The following is a 22,287-nucleotide window of genomic DNA, read 5'->3' as shown; positions in this document are numbered from 1 at the left end:
TGCGGGCCCGACCGGCATCCGCCGGCCCAGCCCCCACCGCCCTCCACTCGTGACCGTTCGCCCCTCCGCGGTCCTCCCGCGGCTCGGTGTCCGGCCCGACGCTCGCGCGTCAGGCGGACATCGGGCTCCCGAGCAGCGCGGACGCCGTCTCGAAGGGGGTGAGCCTGCTCGCGGGCACCGGCGCCGGGGCCAGGTCCCGGCAGGTGAACCCGAGCTGGGTCATGGCCCGGACGACCTCGGCGGCGCTGAAGTCCCTGCGGTCCTGGCGGGTGACGACCTGGCCCACCTGCTTGACGGGGTAGGTGCGACGTCCGATGATCACGGACTCGCCGACGACGGGCTCGGGCTTGATCCCCTTCATCGACTCGATCACCCCGTTCTTGGTCAGGTCGAACGGGAAGCGGGCGATGACACAGCGCATGGTGCCTCACAGGAAGAGGAAGCGAGGGGCGCGCTCACCGCGCCCGAGGGCAGGAACGAACGATCGTACGTGCGGGCGTGCCGACCGTTACGCGGCGGCGGCGTCGCCGGACGGCCGACGCTGCGGGGTGCGGCGTCCGGGCGTACCGGGACGGCGTCCGCCGCGCGAGGAGCCACCGCGCGAGGAGGCGCCGCGGGTACGGCGCTCCGAGACCGGTGCGGTGATCGTGACGGGCACGCCGGAGGGGGTCTGAGCACCGGTGATGCGGTGCAGCGCCTCCTCGCCGGAGCGGACCTGGGTGGTGTGCGGGGTGATCCCGGCGGTCGCCATCAGCCGGTCCATCTCGCGCCGCTGGCGGGGCATGACCAGGGTGACCACGCTGCCGGACTCGCCGGCGCGGGCGGTACGGCCGCCGCGGTGGAGGTAGTCCTTGTGGTCGGTCGGCGGGTCCACGTTGACGACCAGGTCGAGGTTGTCGATGTGGATGCCGCGCGCGGCCACGTTCGTGGCGACGAGCACGGTGACGTGCCCGGTCTTGAACTGGGCGAGCGTCCGGGTGCGCTGCGGCTGGGACTTCCCACCGTGCAGCGAGGCGGCCCGTACGCCGCTGTTCAGCAGGTGGGTGGTCAGCTCGTCCACGGCGTGCTTGGTGTCCAGGAACATGATCACCCGGCCTTCGCGGGCCGCGATCTCCGTGGTCGTGGCCTGCTTGTCGGCGCTGTGCACGTGCAGGACGTGGTGCTCCATCGTGGTGACCGCACCGGCGGAGGGGTCCACCGAGTGCACGACGGGGTCCGTGAGGTAGCGACGGACCAGGAGGTCGACGTTGCGGTCCAGGGTGGCGGAGAACAGCATGCGCTGGCCCTCCGGGCGGACCTGGTCGAGCAGGGCGGTGACCTGGGGCATGAAGCCCATGTCGGCCATCTGGTCGGCCTCGTCGAGGACGGTGATGGCGACCTGGTTCAGCCGGCAGTCGCCGCGGTCGATGAGGTCCTTGAGTCGTCCCGGAGTGGCGACGACCACCTCGGCGCCGCCGCGCAGCGCGGAGGCCTGACGACCGATGGGCATGCCGCCGACGACCGTCGCCAGCCGCAGCCGCAGGGCGCGGGCGTACGGGGTGAGCGCGTCGGTGACCTGCTGCGCCAACTCACGCGTCGGTACGAGGACCAGCGCGAGGGGTTGCCCGGACTCGGCGCGCTGTCCGGCCGTACGGGCCAGCAGGGCCAGGCCGAAGGCCAGGGTCTTGCCGGAGCCGGTCCGGCCGCGGCCGAGGGCGTCACGGCCCGCGAGGGTGTTCGGGAGGGTGGCGCCCTGGATCGGGAACGGCACGCTCATGCCCTCGGAGGTGAGGGCGGTGAGCAGCGCGGCCGGCATGTCCAGGTCGGCGAAGGCCTCGACGGCGGGCAGCGGGGGCGTGATCGTCTCGGGCAGGGCGAACTCGCCCTGGACACCGGAGCTGCGCCGGCCGTAGCCGCCGGAGCGGCCCGACTGGCCACCGCCGGAGCGGGAGGGGGCGCCGAAACGGGCGGGAGCGCCGGAACGACTGCCGCCACCCTGTCCGTAGCCGGTCTTGCCGGTGCTACGGCCACGAGTGGCGGAGAAACGCTCGTTCGTACGGGTGCGATTCAAGTGGGAATACCTTCCTCGATACGGCGCATATCAAGGAATTCCCGCGGCGCCCGGAATCGGGCGCGGAGAATTGCAAGTACGGGCCGAATGGAATGCGAAATCGGAGCGGGCCGCCGGGTGTGGCGTGCCGTCGCGCGGGGGGAACCACCGGGGGACGGGAGAGGCATGCGGCCCGGGAACTGCGTGCAGCTGGGGCCCGCACCCCGAAGGATGCGGGCCCCAGCTGCGAACCGCGTATCAGCTTTAGGCGGGAACGATGTTCTCGGCCGTCGGGCCCTTCTGGCCCTGCGCGATGTCGAAGCTGACCTTCTGGCCTTCCTGGAGCTCGCGGAAGCCCTGGGCGGCGATGTTCGAGTAGTGGGCGAACACGTCAGCGCCGCCACCGTCCTGCTCGATGAAGCCGAAACCCTTTTCCGCGTTGAACCACTTCACGGTGCCAGTAGCCATGTCATATCTCCTTTGGGGCAGTACAACGGCGCCCACACTGTGTGGACTCCGTGTCGCTGCGATGATTACCCCGTCCGGAAATGACCGGAAAGCATTTTGGGAACCACAACTGCAACTGGAATCGACAGTAGCACGTCCAGACCGTGTGGGTCCGGTAAATTACTCCAACTTCTTCGATGCGGCAATAACTTTCGACTCGCGGCCGATTAAATTCTCATCCGGCCGAGGCAGATTTGCGGGCCGGGCCGAGGGAGTCCACGTCCTCCATGAAGCCGAGCATGCGGGCGTTGACCAGATCCGGGTGGTCGAGCTGGGGTCCGTGCCCGGTCGCGGCCACGATTTCGGCGCGCGCCCCGGGGATCACGCGCGGTACGCGCTCCAACTGTCGCTCCGGATGTACGAGCAGGCTGCGCTTGCCCATGATCAGGTAGAACGGCGTCCGGATGGAGCCCAGCGCGGCCTCGGACAGCGGGAGGGGGGCGGGGCGGCGGATCCGGAAGGCCCGTACGCCGGCCTGGATCCACGTTCGCAGCTCGGGGACGACGATGACCGGCTGTTCCAGCCAGGCGGCGAGGCGCGGTCGCCAGGACTTCGGGGCGTAGGTGGCGAAGAGACTGGCGAAGATCCAGACGAAGAAGCGCAGCCCCACCTTCTCCAGGCCGCCGGGGTCGAGCGTGGTCACGGAGGCGAGCCGGCCGGGCCGCAGGTGCGCCTGGTTGACGACCAGCCAGCCGCCGTAGGAGGAGCCGACGAGGTGGACCCGGTCGAGGCCGAGCGCGTCGAGAGCCTCGTCCATCCATTGCGCGGCCCGCTCCGGCTGCCACATGGGCTCGCGCTGGACGCTGCGTCCGGGGTCGCCGGGGGTGTCGAGGGCGTACACGGGGCGATCGGCGCTGAGCGCCCGGGTGTTGGGGTACCACTGCGCGGAGCATCCGCCCGAGCCGTGGATCAGCACGATCGGCGTGCGGGACTCGGCGGCGGGGTCGGTGGGCCCGTAGCGGTAGACGTGCGTGGTGCCGAAGCTCGTCTCGACGTCGGTCTCGGAGCGGATCGGCGCGCCCATCGCGTAGAGCACGTCGCAGGCGGCGAAGTAGCGCTCGCGCAGTGCCTCGTTCACGTAGCGGCCGATGTCGTGTCGTACGCGCGGCGTGTTCTCGGGCACGGGGCACCTCCGGTTGAGTTCCGTCCTTCGTGATACGACCGTACCACGATGATGGTACGGCGGTACCATGAAGAGCCGCTCGGTTTGCCCCCCGCTCTGCCCCCCCGCCCCCCCACTCGGCCGGAGAAGTTACCGATGCCCAAGCGCGTGGACCACGAGGAACGCCGTACCCAGATCGCCGAAGCGCTCGTCCGCGTCGCCGGACGGCGGGGGTTGCACGCCGTCGGCATGCGCGACGTGGCGGCCGAGGCGGGGGTGTCGCTGCGCTTGGTGCAGTACTACTTCCAGACCAAGGAGAAGCTGCTCTTCTACGGGATCCAGCACCTGACCGACCGCTTCACGGCGCGGGTGGGCGCCCGCCTCGCCGCCATCGGCCCGGAGCCGGGCCCGCGCGCGACGATCGAGGCGCTGCTGCTGGCCTCCCTGCCGACCGACGAGGAGGGGCGGACCTTCCACCTCCTCTACAGCTCCTACTCGATCCTGTCGGTGACCGACGAGGCCCTCGCCGCCCAGCCGTTCATCGACAACCCGGACGCCGCCGAGAACGCCGTCACCGGCCTGCTCGAACGGGCCCGGGCGGAAGGCCTGGCCGACCCCGGCGTGGACGCGCGCGTCGAGGCGATCAGCCTCCTCGCGATGGCGGCGACCATGGGCACGAGCATCCTCGTCGGCCAACGCGGCCCGGACGCGGCCCTCGCCGTCCTCACCCACCACCTGGACCGCATCTTCACGTCCGGGGCCGCCGGGGATGCCGGAGCCGCCGGCATCTCCGACGCCGCCCGCTCCTGATTGCGGGCTGGGAAGGCCTTGACGCCGGGCATTTGCCAGGTGATTTACGAATTCGCGGCGCACCTGCACTATGTGCGGGAGGTTCGCTCGTGGTCGTGCGCGCGGGCACGAGGGCGACGGAAGAGAAACGGGAACCATGGCGACACCCGACCGGATGGACGAGCAACTGCGGGCGCTGGGGCTCGTGGAGGCGCAACGCAAGGCAGAGGCGCTGTTCGCCGAGGTGGAGGCGCGCGGGATCGTGGCGCCGGGCGCCGGTGAACGCGAGGTCAGCGACCGCGTCCGGGACCTCGCGAACGAGATGTTCGGAACGACGAAGCACTGGCACAAGCGGATCGTCCGCTCGGGCCCGCACACGCTGTTCCCCTACCGGGAGAACCCGCCGGACCGGCTCATCGGCGAGGACGACATCGCCTTCGCGGACTTCGGGCCGATCTTCGAGGAGTACGAGGCCGACTTCGGCCGCACCTTCGTCCTCGGCGGCGACCCGCACAAGCTCCGGCTGCGCGACGACCTCCCCGAGGTGTTCGCGGCCGGCCGCGAGGCCTTCCGGGCGGACCCGGGCATCACGGGCGCCCAACTCCACGCGGAGATGGCCCGGTTGGCCGCCGGGGCCGGGTGGACCCTGGGCGGTTGGCACGCCGGGCACCTCGTCGGGGAGTTCCCGCACGAGAGCATCGAGGGCGCCCACGAGGACTCGTACGTCACCCCCGCCAACAACACCCCGCTGCGCCGCACCGACCGGGCCGGCCGGCGGTGCCACTGGATCCTGGAGGTCCACCTGACCGACCCCGAGCGGGGGTACGGCGGCTTCTACGAGCAACTGCTCGACCTCGCCTGACGCGCCCGAGGGCCCGCACCGTCCGGTGCGGGCCCTCGGTCCTGCCGCGTCGAGCGGGTGCGATCAGGCGGTGGCGAGGGAGATCTCGGTCGACTTGATCAGGGCGACGACGGAGGTGCCGGCGGTCAGACCGAGCGCCTCGACGGCGTCCTTGGTGACGGCGGCGGTCAGCTCGCCACCCTCGACGGCGACCTTGACGGAGCCCATGGCGCCACCGGTCGCTACGTCGGTGACGGTGCCCGCGATCTGGTTGCGGATGGAGATGCCCTCGACCGGGCCGGTCGCGAGGGAGACCTCGGTGGACTTCACGAGCGCCTTGACGGCGGTCCCCTCGGCGAAGCCGAGGTCCTTGACGGCGTCGGTGGTGATGGCGGCGGTGATGTCCTGGCCGCCCGCGAGACGGACCTTCACGGTCGACATGGCCTCACCGGCCGTGACGGAGGTGATGGTGCCGGGGATCTGGTTGCGGATGCTCAGGGACATGAAGAAACGCCTCACAAACAACTCGGGGGACGGCAGGCCCTGTTCCGGGCCCGCGTTATTTTCGACGCTACTCCACGAAGAATGCGGACGCGCGGAGTGCATCGCATTCGCCAGGCGAATGGCCCCTTTCGGGTCGCGGATTCGCACGACGTGGACATTCCGGCCCGCCCGGCCCCATCAGCGCCCCTGACCAGCGACTTTGCTCGCCCAATTCCGAGCCGGTGACTATTGCGGCCGACACGGCCCACGAAATCGCAGATGCGCCCCCTCCTTATTCACCCCCCACAGGTGCGGTACACCAACACCACGCGCTGCGCGCTTTTGCCGGGAGGGCACGGGGTCGCTCACGGGGACCCGAGGACACTCCGCGCGATCGGCTGCGCCGGCCTGGACATCACGGTCGCGCTCGGCCTCGACCGTCGCGTGCCCGAGGACCGCCTGCGCGTACTCCTCGACGGCGTGGACGCCAGGACGCTGAGGTTCTTCCGGGCCGACCTCGCCGGCTTCGCGCTCCGCGCCACGGACCTGGACTGGTCCTTCGGCAGTGGCACCCCGCTCCTCGCGCCCGCCCAGGACCTCCTCCTGCTCGCGTACGGCCGCAAGATCCCGCTCCCCGGCGCGCCCGGCCGCTGACCTGGGCGGGCGTCAGCGGCCGGAGGCGCTCCAGCGGGTCTCGCCGTCGACCAGGGTGTCGGACGCGGTCAGGCCGAGTGCGCGGGCGACCCCCGCGGACGCGGCGTGGTCGGGGTGGATGTGGGCGGACAGCTCGGACACCCCACGGGTGCGCAGCCACCCGGCGACGGCGCGGGCCGCCTCGACGGCGTAGCCGTTGCCCTGGTGCTCGACGCCCGTCACCCAGGCCAGCGAGGCTTCGAGCACGCCGTGCCCGGCCCGGTACACGGTCGCCTGGACCGTCCCGACCAGCCGGCCGTCCTGCGACCGGCGCAGCATCCAGTTCAGCCAGCCCTGGCTGCCGTCCGGCGACCGCCCGGTGGACTGGCGGCCGTACCGGGCCCGTAGCTCCGCGAGCGAACTCGGCTCCCCGCCGGTCCAGGCGTGCAGCCGTACGTCGTCGAAGAGCGCGAAGGCCTCCTCCGCGTGCGCGCCGCGGAGGGGTTCGAGCGTGAGCCGCGTCGTCACCAGGGGATCGGCGGCGGGCCAGGAATCGGAGGAACCCATCCCCGGACCCTACTTTCCGCACGCGTCACCAGGACGCGGCCGGTTCGCACGAGCGCGCGGCGCGGTCCGGCGCTCCGAACCACAGCCGCAGGGCGTCGGCGAGGCCGTCCCCGGCGTTCACCGCGTCCCCGGCGTCGGACGCCCAGGCGACGATTCCGTCCGGGCGGACGAGCAGGCCGGCCGACTCCGGTCGGCCGGGGCAGGTGGCGCAGGGCGCGGGCCTGCGGTTCCGGCCGCATCAGCGCGATCTGCGCCCGGGTCCATTCGAGGACCCGGGCCACGATCGGACGCCGTTCGGCCGTGAACGTGTCCAGCGGCGCTTCCGGTGCCCGGCCGCTCACGACCGCCGCGAGCTTCCAGCCGAGGTCCATCGCGTCCCCGATGCCGAGGTTCGGCCCTTGGCCGCCGAACGGCGAGTGGACGTGCGCGGCGTCGCCTGCCGGCCCGCGCTGACGCATTCGCCGGAGGAGGCCGCGCCGTGGAGGCAGAGCCCTGGCCGCCGGCTCGTGAGCACTACTCCCGGGGGAGTACGGGAGGGCACGGGACGCCCGGGGGAGTAGGGGCGATCTCCTGCGTCGGCGTGAGGGAACGGCCCTTCGGGGGCGGGACGCTGGAGACGACCGGGCGGCCATCGGGGCCGCCGGGCCGAGTCCGTGCGGAGGGGCCCGAGATGGGGCAGGCGAGTCGAACAGGTGGGTACCGCAGGGTGATTCCCTGGGGCGTGCTGGTGATGTGGGCGATCGTGATCGCCGTCGCCGGGTCGTTCGCGGGCAGGCTCGGGGACGTACAGCGCGACCGGACGGCGGACTACCTGCCGGCGGGGGCCGACTCGACGCGGGTGGCCAGGCTCCAGGAGGAGCTGCCCGGCGGCGAGGTGACCGGCGCGCTCCTCGTCTACCACCGCGACGGCGGGCTGACCGCCGCCGACCGGACCACCGCCGACCGGCAGGTGGCGGCGGTCACGGTTCCGGCGGGTACGGCGGGTACGGCGGGTACCCCGGGTACGACAGGGCCGTCCGTGTCGCCGCTCGCCGGGTCCAAGGATCCCCGGGACTTCGGCGCGGTCCTCCGCGGACCCGGCATCGCGTCCGCCGACGGCGCCACGCTCATGTACGCGGTGTCCACGGCCGCGCCCGGCACGGACGACGCGGCGAAGAAGGCCTTCGTCGACGGGGTACGGGCCCATGCGCGAGGCGCCGACGGGCTGACCGTCCGGGTCGGCGGCGAAGGCGCCGTCGAAGTCGACGCCAAGGAGGTGTTCGGCTCCATCGACGGGACGCTGATGCTGGCGACCGGCCTGGTGGTGGCCCTGCTCCTGATCCTCACCTACCGCAGCCCGGTGCTGTGGCTGGTGCCGCTGTTGGTGGTCGGCGCGGGCGCGGTGTGCGCGCGGGCCGCCGTGTACGGGCTCGCCTCGGGCTTCGGGCTCACCGTGACCAGCCAGAGCGCCGGGATCATGACGGTCCTGGTCTTCGGAGCGGGCACCGACTACGCGCTGTTGCTCGTCGCCCGCTACCGCGACGAGCTGCGCCGTACCCCCCTTCCGTACGACGCGATGCGCACCGCGCTGCGCGGTTGCGGGCCGGCGGTGCTGGCCTCCTGCGGGACGGTCGTGGCGGGGTTGGCCTGCCTGCTCGCCGCCGACCTCAACAACATCCGCGGCCTCGGCCCGGTCGGCGCCGTGGGCGTCCTGTGCGCGCTGATCGCGATGATGACGTTGCTGCCGGCGGTCCTGGTGCTGCTCGGACGGCGTGTCTTCTGGCCGTTGATCCCCGCGTACGGGAGTGAACCCAAGCAGCGCGGAGTCAACGTCTTCGCCGCCATGGGCGGTTCGGCGGGCAAGCGGCCGGTCGCGGTGCTCGTGACGGGAGTCGTGCTGCTCGGCGCGCTGGCGCTCGGTGTGTTCAACCTGCCCGGGGCGCTCAAGAGGGAGGACAGTTTCACCGACAAGCCCGAGTCGATCACCGCCATGGGAACGCTGGCCGAGGCCTTCCCGGATCGCAGCAGCCGCCCCGTCGAGGTGATGGCGCCCACGGGAGCCGCCGACCGGATCCTCGCCGAAGCCAGGTCCGTCGAAGGCGTCGCGGGCGCCGAGAAGGGCCGGAGCGGCGGCGGCTGGACCGAGATCGCCGTCACCACCGAAGCCGCGCCGGATTCCGCGGGGGAGAGCGCCGCCATCGAACGGCTACGGGCCGCGCTCGACGGCGCGCACGTGGGCGGCGCCGGCGCGCAGCAACTCGACCTGGCCACCACCAACGCCCACGACCGCCTGCTCGTCATCCCGCTCGTCCTCGCCTCGGTGCTGCTCGTGCTCGTCCTGTTGCTGCGCAGCCTGGTCGCCCCGCTGCTCCTGGTCACCGCCGTGGTGCTGGTGTGGGGCGCGGCGATGGGCATCGGCGGCCTGGTCTTCGGCCCGGTGTTCGGCTTCACCGGCGTCGACCCGGGGCTGCCCCTGCTGACCTTCGTCTTCCTGGTCGCCCTCGGGGTCGACTACGGCATCTTCCTGATGCACCGCACCCGCGAGGAGACCCGGGCCGGCGTCGAGCCGGGCCGAGCCGCGCTGATCGCGCTCCGCACCACCGGCGGCGTGATCGCCTCGGCCGGGATCGTCCTGGCGGCGACCTTCGCGGTCCTCGCCTCGCTGCCGCTGGTGATGTTCGTGGAGATGGGTACGGTCGTCGCGGTCGGGGTGATCCTGGACACCTTCCTCGTCCGCACGTACCTGGTGACGAGCGCCAGTGTGCTGCTCGGCCGCGGGGTGTGGTGGCCGGGCCGGCCTTCCGCCGCCCCGGCCCGGGCTTCCGCACCCGCGCCGGAACTGGTCGGCGACCGGCGGCGAGGGTGACGATGTCCGGGTGGCAGAAGTGACCGACCCCCCGAGCGCGGCCGCGCGCGTCCTGCGCGTACTCCACCAGGACCCCCTGGCGACCGCGCACCCGACGCGGAACGACGCGGTGATCGCGGCCGGTGTCGCCCTGCTCTGCGGGGTGGTGGCGTACGCCGACACCGCGATGAGACCGGACGCGCTCGGGTGGACCCTGCTCGCCTGCTCGGCCCTGCTCCTGGTGTGGCGGCGGCGCCACCCGCTCGGGGTGATGAGCGCGGCCGTCGCCTGCATCGCCGCGTACCAACTGCTCGACAACGCCCACGCCGCCCCCGTGCCGGCCGCGATACTCGCCCTGTACACCGTGGCCGCCACCGGCACCGTCCGCCGGACGGTGGTGGTCGGCGTGTGCGTCGTGGGCTTCGCGGTGACCGCCATGTCCTCCAACGGTGTCCACCGCGCCCTGGACGTCCTGCGCACCTCGGGATGGCTGGTGGCGGCCCTGGTGCTCGGCGTCGCCGTACGCAACTACCGCAAGTACCTCGCCGAGGAGAGCGCGCGGGTCGGCCAGGCCAACGACCGCAAGATCGCGGAGGAACGCCTGCGCATCGCTCGCGACCTGCACGACCTGCTGGCCCACAGCATCACTCTGATCGGCGTCCGGACGTCGGTCGCCGCCCACGTCCTCACCGTGGACCCGGACCGGCTCGACCGGGCGGCGATCGCCGAGGCGCTGGACTCCATCGCCGACACCTGCCGCGAGGCCCGCGCGGAGCTACGTACCACCCTGACCGTCCTCCGCGCCGACGAGCACGGGCCGCTGCCGGACCTCGCGGGGCTGCCCGATCTGGTCCGTACGGCCGAGGCGGAACTGACCGTGGACACCGACGGGGCGCACGTCCCGCCGGCCGTGGGGGCCGCCGCCTACCGCATCGTCCAGGAGTCGCTCACCAACGCCGTCCGCCACGCGGGTCCCGCCGCCACCGTCCGGGTCCGCGTGGCGGCGGCGGACGGGGCCCTGCGGCTCACCGTCAGCGACGACGGCCGGGGCCCCGGAGCGGGCTCCGCCACCCCGGGTTTCGGCATCGTCGGCATGGGCGAGCGGGCCCGCAGCGTCGGCGGCACCGTGCGGACGGGCCCCCGCTCCGGCGGCGGCTTCGAAGTGACGGCGACCCTGCCGCTCCCACCGCCGCCGCCCTCGCCGCGCGCACCGCTCCCGACCCTTCCGCCCCTCACACCCCTTCCGCCCCGTTCCCCGGAGGCATCCACGTGACCACACCACCGGACGGTCAGGACCGCGTCATCCGGGTGCTGCTCGCCGACGACCAGACGCTCGTACGGGCGGCCTTCGCGATGCTCGTCGAATCGGCGCCCGACATGGCGGTCGTCGGACAGGCGGGCAACGGGCGGGAAGCCGTGGAACTGGCCCGCACCGAGCGGGCCGACGTGGTCGTCATGGACATCAGGATGCCGGGCACCGACGGCATCGAGGCGACCCGGATGATCGCCTCCACCGAGGACCTCGCCGGGGTGAAGGTGCTGGTCCTCACGACGTACGACACCGACGAGAACATCGTCGAAGCGCTACGGTCCGGGGCCGCCGGCTTCCTCGTGAAGGACACCAGACCGGCCGAACTCCTCGCGGCCATCCGCACGGTGGCCGGCGGCGAGTCCCTCCTTTCACCGGGCCCCACGGCCCGCCTGATCGCCCGGGTGCTGCGCGCCCCGAGCCCCGTCCCGGCCCCCGCCGCCCTCGCCCCGCTCTCCGCCCGGGAACGGGAAGTCCTCACCCTCGTGGCCCGGGGCCTCAACAACACGGAGATCGCCGACGCCCTCGCCCTGAGCCCCCTCACGGCGAAGACCCATGTGAGCCGCATCATGGGCAAGTTGGGCGCCCGCGACCGCCCTCAGCTCGTGATAGCGGCATACGAATCCGGCCTCGTGGTCCCAGCAGCCCACGAGGCCTGACCCGCCCCCTGCCCGACCGGGCGGGGGCCGCCGGCTCAGGTCGCACGGCCGGTCGCAGAGGCCTAAGGGCTGTCCCGTAATCCCTGGTGGGCGTGCGGGCCTGCCCGCGGCGGCGGCCCTGCTGCTCGCCGCCCTCTGCACGGGAACCGCGACCGCTGCCGGCCCCGGCGTCCTGGCCCGGCTGGACTTCGACCCGGCCACCGTGGCGAAGCTGCACGCGGCCGTCACGAAGGTCATGAAGGAGACCGGGATCCCCGGTCTGAACGTCGGTGTGTGGATTCCGGGCCGTGGCGCGTACGAGAGGTCCTTCGGGACCACCGACACGAACCGGCGTGCCCAATGGGGCGCACATCACCGTCCGTCAACTCGCCCAACTGCGCAGCGGTCTCTTCGACTACGACGACGACGACGAGCAGTGGCTCGCGGACCTGCGGGCCCACCCCGAGCGCGTCTACACCCCGCGCCAACTCCTCGACATCGCCTTCGCCCACCCGCCGACCTTCGCCCCGGGCGCCACATGGCAATACAGCAACACCAACCTCGTCCTCCTCGGCCTGCTGGTCGAGAAGGTCAGCGGGCAGCCGCTCGGCGACTACCTCCAAGAGCACGTCCTCGCACCGCTGAAGCTGAACAACACGTCCCTGCCCACGAATGCCACGATCCCGGCCCCGTACGTCCACGGCTACACCGATTTCACGCCCGACGGCGCCGTCACCGATGCCACCGGTTGGAACCCCTCCTGGGCCTGGGCCACCGGGTCGATGATCTCCACCATGAAGGACATGCACACCTGGATCCCCGCCCTGTTGGACGGCCGGCTCCTCACCAAGGCGACACAGGCCGAACGCCTCAACACCCTCCCGACGGGCGTCCCTCGCGTCTCCTACGGCCTCGGGCTCCTCGACACCTACGGCTGGCTCGGCCACACCGGAGCCATGCCGGGATACGAGGCGATAGCCGCCCAGTACCCCACGGACAAGGCCGTCCTCGTCGTACTCGTCAATTCCAACGTGGACCACGAGGGGAAGAACCTCGCGTCCACCATCGCCAGAACGGTCACCTTGATCGCCACCCCCAACCACCCGTGGCCCACCCCGACAGTCGCCAAACCGGAGTAGCTTCCGGCGTAGCCCGTGTTGGCCGCTGGTTGCCGCTCCTACTGGCACGTTGTGGCACGGACCTGCCGAGATACCGAGCGGGGCCGGAGAGGTCCAGGCAACGAAGCAGGCCCAGGTCGCTGACCCGGGCCGCCCGGAATGCCTACGAGTCGGCGCCGCGGGTCGGCGGCTGTAGTCCCCGTATTCGCAACCGGTCAGCCGCATGGGCTCGTCGACCGGGCCACATGGCCCCAGCCTTCTTGGTCCCGAGTCCGCGCGGCCAGAAGGCCTGGCCGGGCTCCTGGATCTTCGCCGCTCGGGCGTCGCGAGCATCATTGGGCGAAGCTCCTGCTGTTCCGTGACCCACGTCACATCTATTTCCTGTCAGGAATCGGGCCGTTGTTCCGCTCAAGTCACCGAGAGCCAAGCGAACCGACAGGAGCAAGACATGAAGCACCGCATCGTCGTCCTCGGCGCCGGCTACGCCGGGGCCTACGCGGCCGGGACCCTGGCCCGTCGGCTGTCCCCGGCGGACACCGAGGTCACCGTGGTCAACGCCGAGCCGGACTTCGTCCAGCGGCTGCGGCTGCACCAGCTCGCGGCCGGCCAGGAGATCGAGGCTCCACAGCTCGCCGACGTCTTCGCGGGCACGGAGATACGGCTGCGCCTGGCCCGTGTCACGGTCGTCGACCCCGAGCGCCAGGTCGTCGCTGTGGCCGACGCCGACGCCGACGGCGGCGGCGAGCTCGGCTACGACACGCTTCTCTACGCGCTCGGCAGCCACGGTGACGACCGCGGCGTCCCCGGCGTGGCCGAGCACGCCTTCGACGTCGCAGCCCGGCCCTCCGCGCTGCGCCTGCGGGAGCGCCTGGACAGCCTGGAGAAGCGGGGCCAAGGCGTGAATGTGCTGGTCGTCGGCGACGGGTTGACCGGCATCGAGACCGCCACCGAGATCGCCGAATCCCGGCCCGGCCTGTCGGTGGCGCTGGTCGCCCGGGGTGAACTGGGCGCCCAGCTCTCCGCCGGAGGCCGCGGCCACCTGCGCCAGGTCTGCGACCGACTGGGCGTCACCGTCCTGGAGCACACCAGCGTCGAAGCCGTCGAAGCGACGCGGGTGCTGTGTGCCGACGGCACCGCCCTGGCGGCCGACGCGACCGTGTGGACGGCCGGTTTCGCGGTCAACCCCATCGCCGCCGCGAGCGGTCTTGAGGTCACCGAGAACGGTCGGATCGTGGTCGATCGCACCATGCGGTCGGTCTCGCACCCGAACGTCTACGCCGCCGGAGACAGTGTGTACGCCGTCGGCGACAACGGCCGGCCGCTGCCGATGTCCTGCGCCTCGGCCGGCTACACCGGCCGGCAGGCCGTGGACGCGATCGTCGGACGCCTGACCGGCAGCAAGATCGCGAACACCAAGCTGGAGTACCCGGGCAACCACATCAGCCTCGGGCGGCAGGACGGGCTTCTGCAGATGGTCGACGACGAAGGGCAGGCAAAGCCGAAGTACATGGGCGGCCGGAAGGCCGCCCGCATCAAGGCCGCCATCGTCAGGATGTCGCTGTGGGCCACCTCCCACCCGACCTTCGGCCTGCCCAAGCGCAAGCACCACGTGGCCACCGCGCCGAAGGCGTTCGCTGCCGAGAAGACGGTCGCGTAGCCGCCTACCAGCTCGCGTCTCAAGATCTTGAGCCACTCGACGCCGTGGTGACCGGCGAGTCCACCGCGGCAAACGGCAACCCGACACTCGTTCCCTGCCTGACCGGCGAACTCGAAGGCGTCCTGGCAGTCCGTGCCGAGAAGGCCCCCAACAGCGGCATCTGCTACGTCCGCAATCCGGAAGAGCTGACCGGGTCGAGTCCGAACCCCGCTCGCCCGGCGATGAACTCCCTCCTCTGAAGGAGAAGGCATGTCCACTCAGGCCGCGCCCGCAGTCGACGCGTCGCCCTCACCCTGGCCGACCGTGGCCAGGGCAGTCGCCTTGCTCACGGTGAGCATCAGCCTGCTGCTCACCGCCTTCGCCTGGCCGTCGGTACGCTCATCGGTGCATGACGTGCCGATCGCCGTCGCCGGTCCCGCCCCCGCCGTCAAGCAGATCGCGTCCGTGCTCGACCAACGGCTTCCCGACGGCTTCGAGGTCACCGAGGTAGCCGACACCGCCGCCGCCGAACAGCTGATCCGTGACCGCGAGGTGTACGGGGCGATCGACCTCAGCTCCGGCACCCCGCAGGTCATCACCGCGTCCGCCGGAAGCGCCGCCGTCGCCCAGACCTTGAACAGCATCGCGACCGGCCTCGGCCAGGCGCAGGGAACCGGCACCGCGGTCGCCGCCCGCGACCTCGTCCCGCTGCCGGCCGACGACCCGCGCGGCTCCGGACTGGCCGCCGGAGCCCTGCCGCTGGTCATGGGCGGCCTGCTCGCCGCCCTGCTGTTGACCAGGCTCGTCCGCGGCAGCGTCCGCCGCGTCACCGGAGCGCTCGCCTTCGCCGTCACCGGCGGACTTGCCGTGACGGCGATCCTCCAATTCTGGTTCGGCTCACTCGACGGCTCCTACTGGGCAAACTGCGGCGCCACCGCCCTGACCATCGCGGCTACCTCCCTGACCATCCTCGGTCTTGAGTCACTGCTCGGGTACGTCGGCTTCGGCCTCGGCGCCGCCACCATGATGCTCATCGGCAACCCCCTGTCGGGCACCGCGACCGCACCCGAGATGCTGCCCGGCTGGTCCGGCACCCTCGGCCAACTGCTTCCGCCCGGGGCCGGTGGCCAACTGCTGCGCTCCACTGCCTTCTTCGACGGTCACGGGGCCGCCCGCTCCGCCACCGTACTGGCGACGTGGCTCATACTCGGGCCGGTGCTGTGCCTGGCCGGCAACCTGCGCCGTCGCCCTGCCGTCACTGTCGAGGACACGGCCGCACAGCCGGCCACGCATGCGACGGTCTGACCCCCACAGCACCCGCCGGCTCAAGACGTGCCATCGACCGGACCGTGACGGATGCGCCTACGCGGGCACAACAGGGACCTCACCCGGGACCCTCGCGGCACGAACGACCTCTCCCCCCACCGACTCAGCGTGCAACACCCCACCCAAACAAGGGCAATGCCCCCGAGGCGAGCCTTCTGCCATACCACTTAGGGTGCTTCGCATGGACCGCACCGCCACTGATCGCTTCGACGCCATTCGGTTCGAGGCCGGCCGGAACCGGCTGGCCTCGCTGGCATACCGGTTCCTGGGCTCCGCCGCCGACGCCCAAGACGTCGTGCAGGAAGCGTTCATGCACTGGCAGGCCGCCGACCGGCAACAGATCAAGGTGCCGGAGGCATGGCTGACCAAGGTCGTCACCAACCTGTGCCTCGACCGGCTCCGCTCGGCGCAGGCCCGCCGCGAACGCACCGCCGGTGCCTGGTTCCCCGAACTGCTCCTCGACGGTGACCCGATGCTCGGCCCAGCCGACACCTTCGAGCAGCGCGAATCGGTCTCCCTGGCCATGCTGACCGTCATGGAGCGCCTGTCACCCGTTGAGCGGGCCGTCTACATCCTGCGCGAGGCGTTCTCCTACGGCCACGCCGAGATCGCCGAGATCCTCGACATCACTGAGTCCGCGAGCCAGCAACACCTCCACCGCGCCCGGACCCGCATCACCGCCACGCGCCGCCGCGGCGGCGAAGTCGACCCGGCGTCCGCCCGCAGGATCGTCGAGGAATTCCTGACCGCTGCCACCTCGGGCCGCACCGAACGGCTGGTGGCGCTGCTCACCGACGACGTGATCGCGCTCTCCGACGGCGCCGGCCTGGCTGAGAAGCTGCTGCGGTACGACACTCCGCAGCGCGTCGCCGCCGTCATGCGGGGCGGCTTCAAGCCCACGCCCGCCAAGCGGCGGCTCGCCGGCGGCGCGCCCGCCATCCACTACGCGGTCGTCAACGGCGCCCCCGCGATCCTCTTCGTCCTCGGCGGCCAGGTCTTGGGCGCCGTGACGTTCGACGTCGCCGAAGACAAGGTCGCAGCCGTGCGCGGCATTGCCGCCCCCGCCCGCCTCGTCCGCCTCACCGAGGCATGGCGGCAGCACGCCTGGGCAAACAGACCCAGTCGGCCTCTCTCGGACCCCCTCCGGAGTCTGTTTCTGACCGCTGTTGACCGCCTCTAAGGGCACGGTGGGGGCACGCGCTTCTTGGTGGTGGCCCGAAGGCTGGTGTGAGCTACCCGGACCACTCGTGTGCAGCTCACTCTGGTAGGCCGCTGACGTGCGGGATTGCTCCCGCACGGCTAACAGGTGTGCCCGGTGCCGGCCAGGAGGCCTCGTCCGGCGCGTCCGACATCACCTCGAACAGTCGGACGTGGCCCCACGGAAGAGGAGGGTGAGCCGGGCTTCGGAGAGAGGGTCCAGTCGAGCCCGGTAAAGGTCGATCACGCTGTGTATCACCAGCGTTTCGATGTATTCGGTCACCGCGCTGCGTGCGCCGACTTGGATCACCGCCTGCCGGTACTCGTCCAGCCCGTCTGCGGTGAGATGCGGGTCGCCGAGTGAACGTCGGAGAACGCGTAGCGCATGGCGGCTCCCGGTGCGTTCGGCGAGTTGCAGGGCGATCGCGGCGAGGTAGGTGGGCTTGCCCTCGCGGACGTCGGCAGTTCCGAGGAGGCGGCGACCTTCAGGGCAGACCGGGCGCCCGGGTCTTCGGCGGGTCGGCCCGCGGCACGCCATCCACACCAGGCGAATGAGGCGCGCAGACGCTTGCCGCCACGCAGTACGAAGGCGGCCAGGGGACGGGCCACCTCGTCGCAGAACACCGGGTCGAGGGATTCCGCGTCGGACTGGCGGCCGTAGAGCCATGTGGTCAGGACGGCTTCCACGGCCCCGGCGCCGTCGGAGTCCGGGTACGGCACGTGCGCGTCGCAACGGGACTTCGGCAGGGTCGGCCAACGGGCGGGGGCATGGGGTCCGCTATTGCGGGCGAGGGAGTGGCGACTTGTTCTGCTGCCCAGAGTGGCGAAGAGGACTGCTCAGGCCAGGGGTTGTAGCGGGGGTGTGCTGCCGTCCGGGCTTGTACGGCGATCGGCGCGCCGCCACTACGCCGAGGCATGGGCATCCGGCGAAAGAGGAGCGGCGGCGCGCCGTGGGAGCCTCGGGAGCGTTCGTCCGTCGGTCCGGGTGCCCTTGCGGGTGTCATCGTGCGTGGACGAATCCCGCTCCAGGGCGTTCTCGATGGGTTGTGCGTCAGCCCAAGCGGCCCTGGAGGACGGCTGTGCACTTCATGAACGTGGCATCCTTCGTGAGGGTGGTACCGAAGGCATCGTTGATACGCGCGGCACCGGCCTCCTTCAGTGCGAAGTTCGTGGATCCCACCGTGACCTCGAAAGTCGTCAGGCTCGTGGGACGGCCACTGACGCTTCCGGGCACCAGGGGGTATGCGACCTCGGCTCGTGCTCCCGTCTGAGGCGCCTGCCCTGGCCGTGTCGTTTGCGGTGTCGCGCTCAGAGCACCTAGCGGGGTTTCGCCGGACGGCTTCAGTACGTCGAGCCGAGTCCCGTCCTTGCCGACCAGGGAGATGCCGCCTTCCATGTCCAGCTTGCCCTGGAAGGTCGAGCTCATCGAACCGGACACCTTGTCGAAGCGGACGCCACCGCCGGGAAGGGCGTCGGCGGGGGCCGCGGCCGCGACGCTCATGCCCCGTTCGTTGAGTACAGCGGTCAGGGCCCCGGTGGGGAAGCAGTCGACGGTCCCGCCCGTGACGCTGCCGGCCCGTACGTCGGCGGCAAGGGCATATGAGGCCGCACTCACCGTGAGTAGGGCGCAGGCCAAAGAAATTGCATAACGGCGACGCAAGGGGACTCCGATCGTTGAATGGGGGTGGTGATCACCATAGGAGATCGAAGCTTCAATCTGGGGGGTCGAATGGGTGAATTGGTTTCGAGGGGACCGGTATTCAACATTCGGGTCATCAGGACATCTGCTTCCGGATCTGCCTGCTCGAACGCTCTCGGTAACGGGGTGCCCGTCGGTGGGCGCTGTTCGGTGCTACAGCCGGTTGTTCACGTGACGTGATGATGGGCGGGCTCGTTGGTGGGGGGCGACGCGCGGTCGTGTCATTCGTTCGGGTGTGACGCAGCCGGTCGGCGGCGTGTCCCGTGCCGACGGGCGGAGGGGTCCGACAAGGGTCGATGATCACCCGGGCGGCGGAAGTTGCCATGAGTGGCGCCCGGCGTGCGGAGCGGCAGTGCTGCGGACCGCCGCTCCGCTGGCGCGTAGGGTCACGGCCAGCCTCTTACGGCAGGCTTCGCTGCGTGATCACATGAGAAGGATATTTGGTGTCGCATTCTCTAATCGATTCTGCCGTCCTGCCGAGGGCCGGTGACAATGCATTTCGGATCGGCCTGCAACTGGTGGAGCTGCACAGCGAAGAAGCGCGGCCCCGGCAGTTCGAGATGGCAGGGCTTCAGTGGCAGCTTCTTCCCCAGGTCTTCGCTCCGACCCACACCGCGTCAACTGTGCTCTTCACCGAATGGCTGCCGTTTCCCGTGGGGGGAACCTTCCTGGAAGTGGGCTGCGGTGCCGGGGTGACGGCTGTGGTAGCCGCGTTGCAGGGGTGCTCACGGGTCACAGCCGTTGACATCAATCCGACAGCGGTGCGAAACACCGAGCTCAACGCGGCCCGCCATGGAGTGCTCGATCGCCTGCGGGTCCTGCGAAGCGACCTCTACAGTGCTGTGGCCGCCGACGAGAAGTTCGACCTGGTGTTCTGGAACTCCAATGTCATCTTCGCTCCGGACGATTTCGTCTACACCCGCGGGGTACAGCGCGCGATCTTCGACCGCAGCTACGCCGCGCACGACCGGTATCTCCGTGAGGGGCTGGGGCGACTGACGCCCGGGGGCCGGATGTTCCTGGGTTTCAACAGCCTCGGTGACGCGGGCCGCCTGACCGAGCTGGTCGCTGCATCCGGTGCGCGGATCACCGAACGTCGGCGGGCGACCCGCCACGCGGGAGGTGCCCCCGTCACGTTCCAGCTCCTCGAGGTGACGCGGTCCAGCGGCTCGAAGGCCGCGTGATCCCCGTGTACGCACCACTGGTCGCCTCGTCGATCCGTGCCCGGCCGGGGATCGTCAGCTACCTCAGGCTCGGCAAGGCACGGATGTACCACTACATCTACGGCTGGGCCCTGGGGCTGCTGCTCCTGCGATCGGAGGGCTTCCTCAGCGACGCGAGACGAGAGGACTTGCTCGCCCTGGCCTGTGTGCTGGTCGGCACCCTGGCAGTGCAGTGGAGTGCGGCGGCCGCTGACGACGTCACCGGGTACTTGAACGGCAGCGACGAGTACAACTACCGGGGCAGGCCTCGGGTGACGAGGGTCAGGAAACCTCTGATCACCGGTGAGCTGTCCCTGCCCCAGGCCGTTGGATTCGCCCTCGTCACCGGGACCGTCGGCGTCCTCGCCATCCCGGTGGGGGCGGGCATTCTGGGCTGGCGGGTACCCGTGCTGGCGATCGCGGTCGCGTTCGCCGTACAGGTCCTGGGCGTCCAGTACTCGTGCGGCATCAAGCTCAGCTACCGGCCGTTGGGGCTTGAATCGGTGATCCTGGTCACCGGTGCCTGGACGGTGATCATGCCCTACTGGATCGTCGCCGGCACGGTCAGCCGTGAGGCCCTGCTGGTGGGCGCGCTGTTCGGAATGTGGCTGCTCCTGGTCGTGTCGTACGGCAACGCCTCCGACAGGTCCGGCGACGCAGCCGTGGGCCGCAAAACCCTCGCCGTCATACTGCCCCCGATGTGGTTCGCCGTCGCTCTCCACCTGCTGGTGGCGGTGCACGCGGTGCTGCTGGCAGTGCTGTTCGGCGCGACGCCGCTGAGGCCCGGCACGCTCGTGTTCGCCGCTCCGGTCGTCGTCCTGCACCTGATCCAACTCTGGTACGGGGTGTACGGGCGGAGATTGCGTACGGCCCGGTTCCTGGTGCTGCTCTCCATCGACCTCGGCTCCGTAGGCCTCGCCGCCGCGCTGATCGTCGGACACCCGTCATGAACGGCCCGGTCGGCGACCGGGCCGTCGTGGTCGGCGGCAGCATCAGCGGCACGCTCGCGGCCAGAGTGCTGTCCGACTTCTACCGCGAGGTCATCGTCGTGGAACGCGACAAGGTCGTCGGCGTACGGGACCCGCGGCGCGGAACCCCTCATGCGGGTCACGCCCATGGCCTGCACGCCCGCGGCTGCATGATCCTCGAGGAACTGTTTCCCGGCATCCTCGACGAGATGCGACGTGCGCGGTTCCCGATGGGAGACCTGGGCGAGCAGCACTGGTACTTCAACGGCGAACGGTTCCGGGCCGCGCGCACCGGTCTGCCGACGGTGACCACGCAGCGCCCCGTGCTCGAGGACTACATCCGCGGCAAGGTGGTCGCGCTGCCGGGCGTCACCTTCCTGGAGCGGACCGAGCTGACCGGACTGGAGGCCACCCCGTGCCGAGGTCGCGTGACCGGTGTCCGACTGCGGTCAGCAGCCGCAGAGGCCGTTGACGAATTCAGCCTCGGCGCCGACCTCGTCGTCGACACCTGCGGCCGTGGGTCGCGCACGCCCGTGTGGCTTGAGCAGTTGGGCTACGAACGGCCGCCTGAGGACCGCATGGCCATCGGCCTCGCCTACGTCACGCGCCTGTACCGCAGCCCGAAGTCCCTCAACGGCGCCCAGTTCCTTACGTGTCTGGCCTCACGCACCAACCCGCGGGGGGCGGTCTTCGGCCGCGCCGGCGACGACACCTACTACCTGTCTCTCACGGGGATCCTCGGTGATCATCCGCCCGTCGACCCGGACGGATACCTCGAGTTCTGCAGGTCTCTGCCCACCGCCGAGGTGTACGAACGCATTCGCGGTGCTACGCCGCTGACGGATCCGATCGCCTTCCACGTTCCGGCGAGCGTACGCAGACGCTACGAGCGGCTGTCCCGTTTCCCCGAGCGGCTGCTCGTGCTCGGCGACGCCGTGTGCAGCCTCAACCCCAGCTACAGCCAGGGCATGACCGTGGCCGCGATGGAAGTCATGGCCCTGCGAGCCCATCTCGGCCGCGGCACCGACCCGAGCTCGCAGGCTTTCGTGCGCGACGTCGGCAGGATCGTCAACCGCCCGTGGTTCCTGTCGACCACGAGAGATTTGCAGCACACCAGAGGTAAGGGAGTGCGCGCTCTCGCCGCCCGTCTGGGCAACGCATACGTGACCCGGCTGCACGGTGCGGCACCACACGACTCAGCTGCCACGGACGCCCTGATCCGCGTGGCGGGCCTGAGCGATCCGCCCACCACGCTCATCCGCCCGCGCGTTGTTCTTGCAGCGCTCAAACGGCAGGGCCTTCGAGGTCCCGGCTGCCAAGCACCTCAGTGAACGTGGGGTTCACCCGGGTCCCTCCTGGTCACTCCGAAACGCGAGCCGCGCGCTCTCGGAGCGACTGGGCCTCCGGCGCTCCGCTGGA

20 protein-coding genes and 2 pseudogenes are annotated in these 22,287 nt (G+C 71.0%); 14 read left to right on the top strand and 8 right to left on the bottom strand.

Annotation, left to right across the window (positions count from 1 at the left end):
* Window positions 1-109: 109 nt before the first annotated feature.
* From ACIOD1_RS17835 to ACIOD1_RS17820, 4 genes are all read right to left on the bottom strand, one after another.
* The gene (locus ACIOD1_RS17835; protein ID WP_365615818.1) at window positions 110-421 is read right to left on the bottom strand and encodes an SCO5918 family protein; all 312 of its coding nucleotides are present in this window, start codon (window positions 419-421) and stop codon (window positions 110-112) included.
* Window positions 422-508: 87 nt separating this feature from the next.
* Window positions 509-2,050, bottom strand: a complete 1,542-nt coding sequence (locus tag ACIOD1_RS17830; protein ID WP_365615815.1) for a DEAD/DEAH box helicase — start codon at window positions 2,048-2,050, stop codon at window positions 509-511.
* Between the two features lie 243 nt (window positions 2,051-2,293).
* Complete coding sequence (locus tag ACIOD1_RS17825) at window positions 2,294-2,497, bottom strand: cold-shock protein (RefSeq protein ID WP_030224351.1); 204 nt, start codon at window positions 2,495-2,497, stop codon at window positions 2,294-2,296.
* Between the two features lie 214 nt (window positions 2,498-2,711).
* Window positions 2,712-3,659 carry an alpha/beta fold hydrolase gene (locus ACIOD1_RS17820; RefSeq protein WP_401903212.1) on the bottom strand — a complete coding sequence of 316 codons (948 nt, stop codon included), beginning with the start codon at window positions 3,657-3,659 and terminating at the stop codon, window positions 2,712-2,714.
* Between the two features lie 135 nt (window positions 3,660-3,794).
* Here ACIOD1_RS17820 and ACIOD1_RS17815 point away from each other — a divergent pair, with 135 nt between their 5' ends.
* Together ACIOD1_RS17815 and ACIOD1_RS17810 are read left to right on the top strand one after the other, a co-directional pair.
* The gene (locus ACIOD1_RS17815; protein WP_401903209.1) at window positions 3,795-4,448 is read left to right on the top strand and encodes a TetR/AcrR family transcriptional regulator; all 654 of its coding nucleotides are present in this window, start codon (window positions 3,795-3,797) and stop codon (window positions 4,446-4,448) included.
* A 136-nt stretch (window positions 4,449-4,584) separates the two neighbouring features.
* Window positions 4,585-5,289, top strand: coding sequence for a M24 family metallopeptidase (locus ACIOD1_RS17810; RefSeq protein WP_401903207.1), 705 nt, complete (start codon window positions 4,585-4,587; stop codon window positions 5,287-5,289).
* Between the two features lie 63 nt (window positions 5,290-5,352).
* On the opposite strand, the gene ACIOD1_RS17805 is transcribed toward ACIOD1_RS17810, so the two are convergent.
* The gene (locus ACIOD1_RS17805; RefSeq protein ID WP_401903204.1) at window positions 5,353-5,772 is read right to left on the bottom strand and encodes a molybdopterin-binding protein; all 420 of its coding nucleotides are present in this window, start codon (window positions 5,770-5,772) and stop codon (window positions 5,353-5,355) included.
* 330 nt (window positions 5,773-6,102) lie between these two features.
* Here ACIOD1_RS17805 and ACIOD1_RS17800 point away from each other — a divergent pair.
* Window positions 6,103-6,405, top strand: a pseudogene (locus ACIOD1_RS17800) (hypothetical protein); the annotation flags it as partial.
* Between the two features lie 12 nt (window positions 6,406-6,417).
* Here ACIOD1_RS17800 and ACIOD1_RS17795 read toward each other — a convergent pair.
* Window positions 6,418-6,951 carry a GNAT family N-acetyltransferase gene (locus ACIOD1_RS17795; RefSeq protein ID WP_365615800.1) on the bottom strand — a complete coding sequence of 178 codons (534 nt, stop codon included), beginning with the start codon at window positions 6,949-6,951 and terminating at the stop codon, window positions 6,418-6,420.
* Window positions 6,952-6,976: 25 nt separating this feature from the next.
* Window positions 6,977-7,391: pseudogene (locus ACIOD1_RS17790) on the bottom strand (FAD-dependent monooxygenase); the annotation flags it as partial.
* A 230-nt stretch (window positions 7,392-7,621) separates the two neighbouring features.
* Between ACIOD1_RS17790 and ACIOD1_RS17785 the strand changes: the two are divergent.
* The 8 genes from ACIOD1_RS17785 to ACIOD1_RS17750 all read left to right on the top strand — a co-directional run bounded on the left by ACIOD1_RS17785 (window position 7,622) and on the right by ACIOD1_RS17750 (window position 16,982).
* Window positions 7,622-9,796, top strand: coding sequence for an MMPL family transporter (locus ACIOD1_RS17785; protein WP_401903201.1), 2,175 nt, complete (start codon window positions 7,622-7,624; stop codon window positions 9,794-9,796).
* Between the two features lie 10 nt (window positions 9,797-9,806).
* Window positions 9,807-11,048, top strand: a complete 1,242-nt coding sequence (locus ACIOD1_RS17780; protein ID WP_401903198.1) for a sensor histidine kinase — start codon at window positions 9,807-9,809, stop codon at window positions 11,046-11,048.
* 80 nt (window positions 11,049-11,128) lie between these two features.
* Complete coding sequence (locus ACIOD1_RS17775) at window positions 11,129-11,743, top strand: response regulator (protein WP_401903552.1); 615 nt, start codon at window positions 11,129-11,131, stop codon at window positions 11,741-11,743.
* A gap of 332 nt (window positions 11,744-12,075) precedes the next feature.
* Window positions 12,076-12,861 carry a serine hydrolase domain-containing protein gene (locus ACIOD1_RS17770; RefSeq protein ID WP_365615789.1) on the top strand — a complete coding sequence of 262 codons (786 nt, stop codon included), beginning with the start codon at window positions 12,076-12,078 and terminating at the stop codon, window positions 12,859-12,861.
* Between the two features lie 427 nt (window positions 12,862-13,288).
* The gene (locus ACIOD1_RS17765) at window positions 13,289-14,497 is read left to right on the top strand and encodes an NAD(P)/FAD-dependent oxidoreductase (RefSeq protein ID WP_401903196.1); all 1,209 of its coding nucleotides are present in this window, start codon (window positions 13,289-13,291) and stop codon (window positions 14,495-14,497) included.
* Between the two features lie 44 nt (window positions 14,498-14,541).
* Window positions 14,542-14,736: a hypothetical protein gene (locus tag ACIOD1_RS17760; protein WP_365615783.1), complete on the top strand. Its 195-nt coding sequence runs from the start codon at window positions 14,542-14,544 to the stop codon at window positions 14,734-14,736.
* A 10-nt stretch (window positions 14,737-14,746) separates the two neighbouring features.
* Window positions 14,747-15,781, top strand: coding sequence for a hypothetical protein (locus ACIOD1_RS17755; RefSeq protein ID WP_401903193.1), 1,035 nt, complete (start codon window positions 14,747-14,749; stop codon window positions 15,779-15,781).
* 202 nt (window positions 15,782-15,983) lie between these two features.
* Window positions 15,984-16,982, top strand: coding sequence for a sigma-70 family RNA polymerase sigma factor (locus tag ACIOD1_RS17750; RefSeq protein WP_365615778.1), 999 nt, complete (start codon window positions 15,984-15,986; stop codon window positions 16,980-16,982).
* 1,068 nt (window positions 16,983-18,050) lie between these two features.
* On the opposite strand, the gene ACIOD1_RS17745 is transcribed toward ACIOD1_RS17750, so the two are convergent.
* On the bottom strand, window positions 18,051-18,500 hold the full coding sequence (locus ACIOD1_RS17745; protein WP_365615775.1) for a hypothetical protein: 450 nt from the start codon (window positions 18,498-18,500) through the stop codon (window positions 18,051-18,053).
* A 641-nt stretch (window positions 18,501-19,141) separates the two neighbouring features.
* Between ACIOD1_RS17745 and ACIOD1_RS17740 the strand changes: the two genes are divergently transcribed.
* Genes ACIOD1_RS17740 through ACIOD1_RS17730 form a run of 3 tightly spaced genes read left to right on the top strand, consistent with a single transcriptional unit; the run spans window position 19,142 to window position 22,199 of the window.
* Window positions 19,142-19,882, top strand: a complete 741-nt coding sequence (locus ACIOD1_RS17740; RefSeq protein WP_401903190.1) for a methyltransferase — start codon at window positions 19,142-19,144, stop codon at window positions 19,880-19,882.
* 5 nt (window positions 19,883-19,887) lie between these two features.
* Complete coding sequence (locus tag ACIOD1_RS17735; RefSeq protein ID WP_401903187.1) at window positions 19,888-20,850, top strand: prenyltransferase; 963 nt, start codon at window positions 19,888-19,890, stop codon at window positions 20,848-20,850.
* A complete protein-coding gene (locus ACIOD1_RS17730) occupies window positions 20,847-22,199 on the top strand; it encodes an FAD-dependent oxidoreductase (protein WP_401903185.1) in 1,353 nt (450 codons plus the stop codon). The genes ACIOD1_RS17735 and ACIOD1_RS17730 overlap by 4 nt, the downstream gene beginning before the upstream one ends.
* Window positions 22,200-22,287 lie beyond the last annotated feature (88 nt).

Source organism: Streptomyces sp. NPDC088097 (assembly GCF_044741845.1).
In the GTDB taxonomy this organism is placed as follows: Bacteria; Actinomycetota; Actinomycetes; order Streptomycetales; family Streptomycetaceae; genus Streptomyces.
This window is presented reverse-complemented; position numbering and strand designations above follow the sequence as displayed.

Coding starts and splice junctions, on each gene's coding strand:
- ACIOD1_RS17745 (WP_365615775.1), bottom strand. CDS start 18,500: ATGAGCGTCGCGGCCGCGGCCCCCGCCGACGCCCTTCCCGGCGGTGGC.
- ACIOD1_RS17750 (WP_365615778.1), top strand. CDS start 15,984: ATGGACCGCACCGCCACTGATCGCTTCGACGCCATTCGGTTCGAGGCC.
- ACIOD1_RS17835 (WP_365615818.1), bottom strand. CDS start 421: ATGCGCTGTGTCATCGCCCGCTTCCCGTTCGACCTGACCAAGAACGGG.
- ACIOD1_RS17765 (WP_401903196.1), top strand. CDS start 13,289: ATGAAGCACCGCATCGTCGTCCTCGGCGCCGGCTACGCCGGGGCCTAC.
- ACIOD1_RS17815 (WP_401903209.1), top strand. CDS start 3,795: ATGCCCAAGCGCGTGGACCACGAGGAACGCCGTACCCAGATCGCCGAA.
- ACIOD1_RS17775 (WP_401903552.1), top strand. CDS start 11,129: ATGCTCGTCGAATCGGCGCCCGACATGGCGGTCGTCGGACAGGCGGGC.
- ACIOD1_RS17805 (WP_401903204.1), bottom strand. CDS start 5,772: ATGTCCCTGAGCATCCGCAACCAGATCCCCGGCACCATCACCTCCGTC.
- ACIOD1_RS17810 (WP_401903207.1), top strand. CDS start 4,585: ATGGCGACACCCGACCGGATGGACGAGCAACTGCGGGCGCTGGGGCTC.
- ACIOD1_RS17795 (WP_365615800.1), bottom strand. CDS start 6,951: ATGGGTTCCTCCGATTCCTGGCCCGCCGCCGATCCCCTGGTGACGACG.
- ACIOD1_RS17755 (WP_401903193.1), top strand. CDS start 14,747: ATGTCCACTCAGGCCGCGCCCGCAGTCGACGCGTCGCCCTCACCCTGG.
- ACIOD1_RS17785 (WP_401903201.1), top strand. CDS start 7,622: ATGGGGCAGGCGAGTCGAACAGGTGGGTACCGCAGGGTGATTCCCTGG.
- ACIOD1_RS17730 (WP_401903185.1), top strand. CDS start 20,847: ATGAACGGCCCGGTCGGCGACCGGGCCGTCGTGGTCGGCGGCAGCATC.
- ACIOD1_RS17825 (WP_030224351.1), bottom strand. CDS start 2,497: ATGGCTACTGGCACCGTGAAGTGGTTCAACGCGGAAAAGGGTTTCGGC.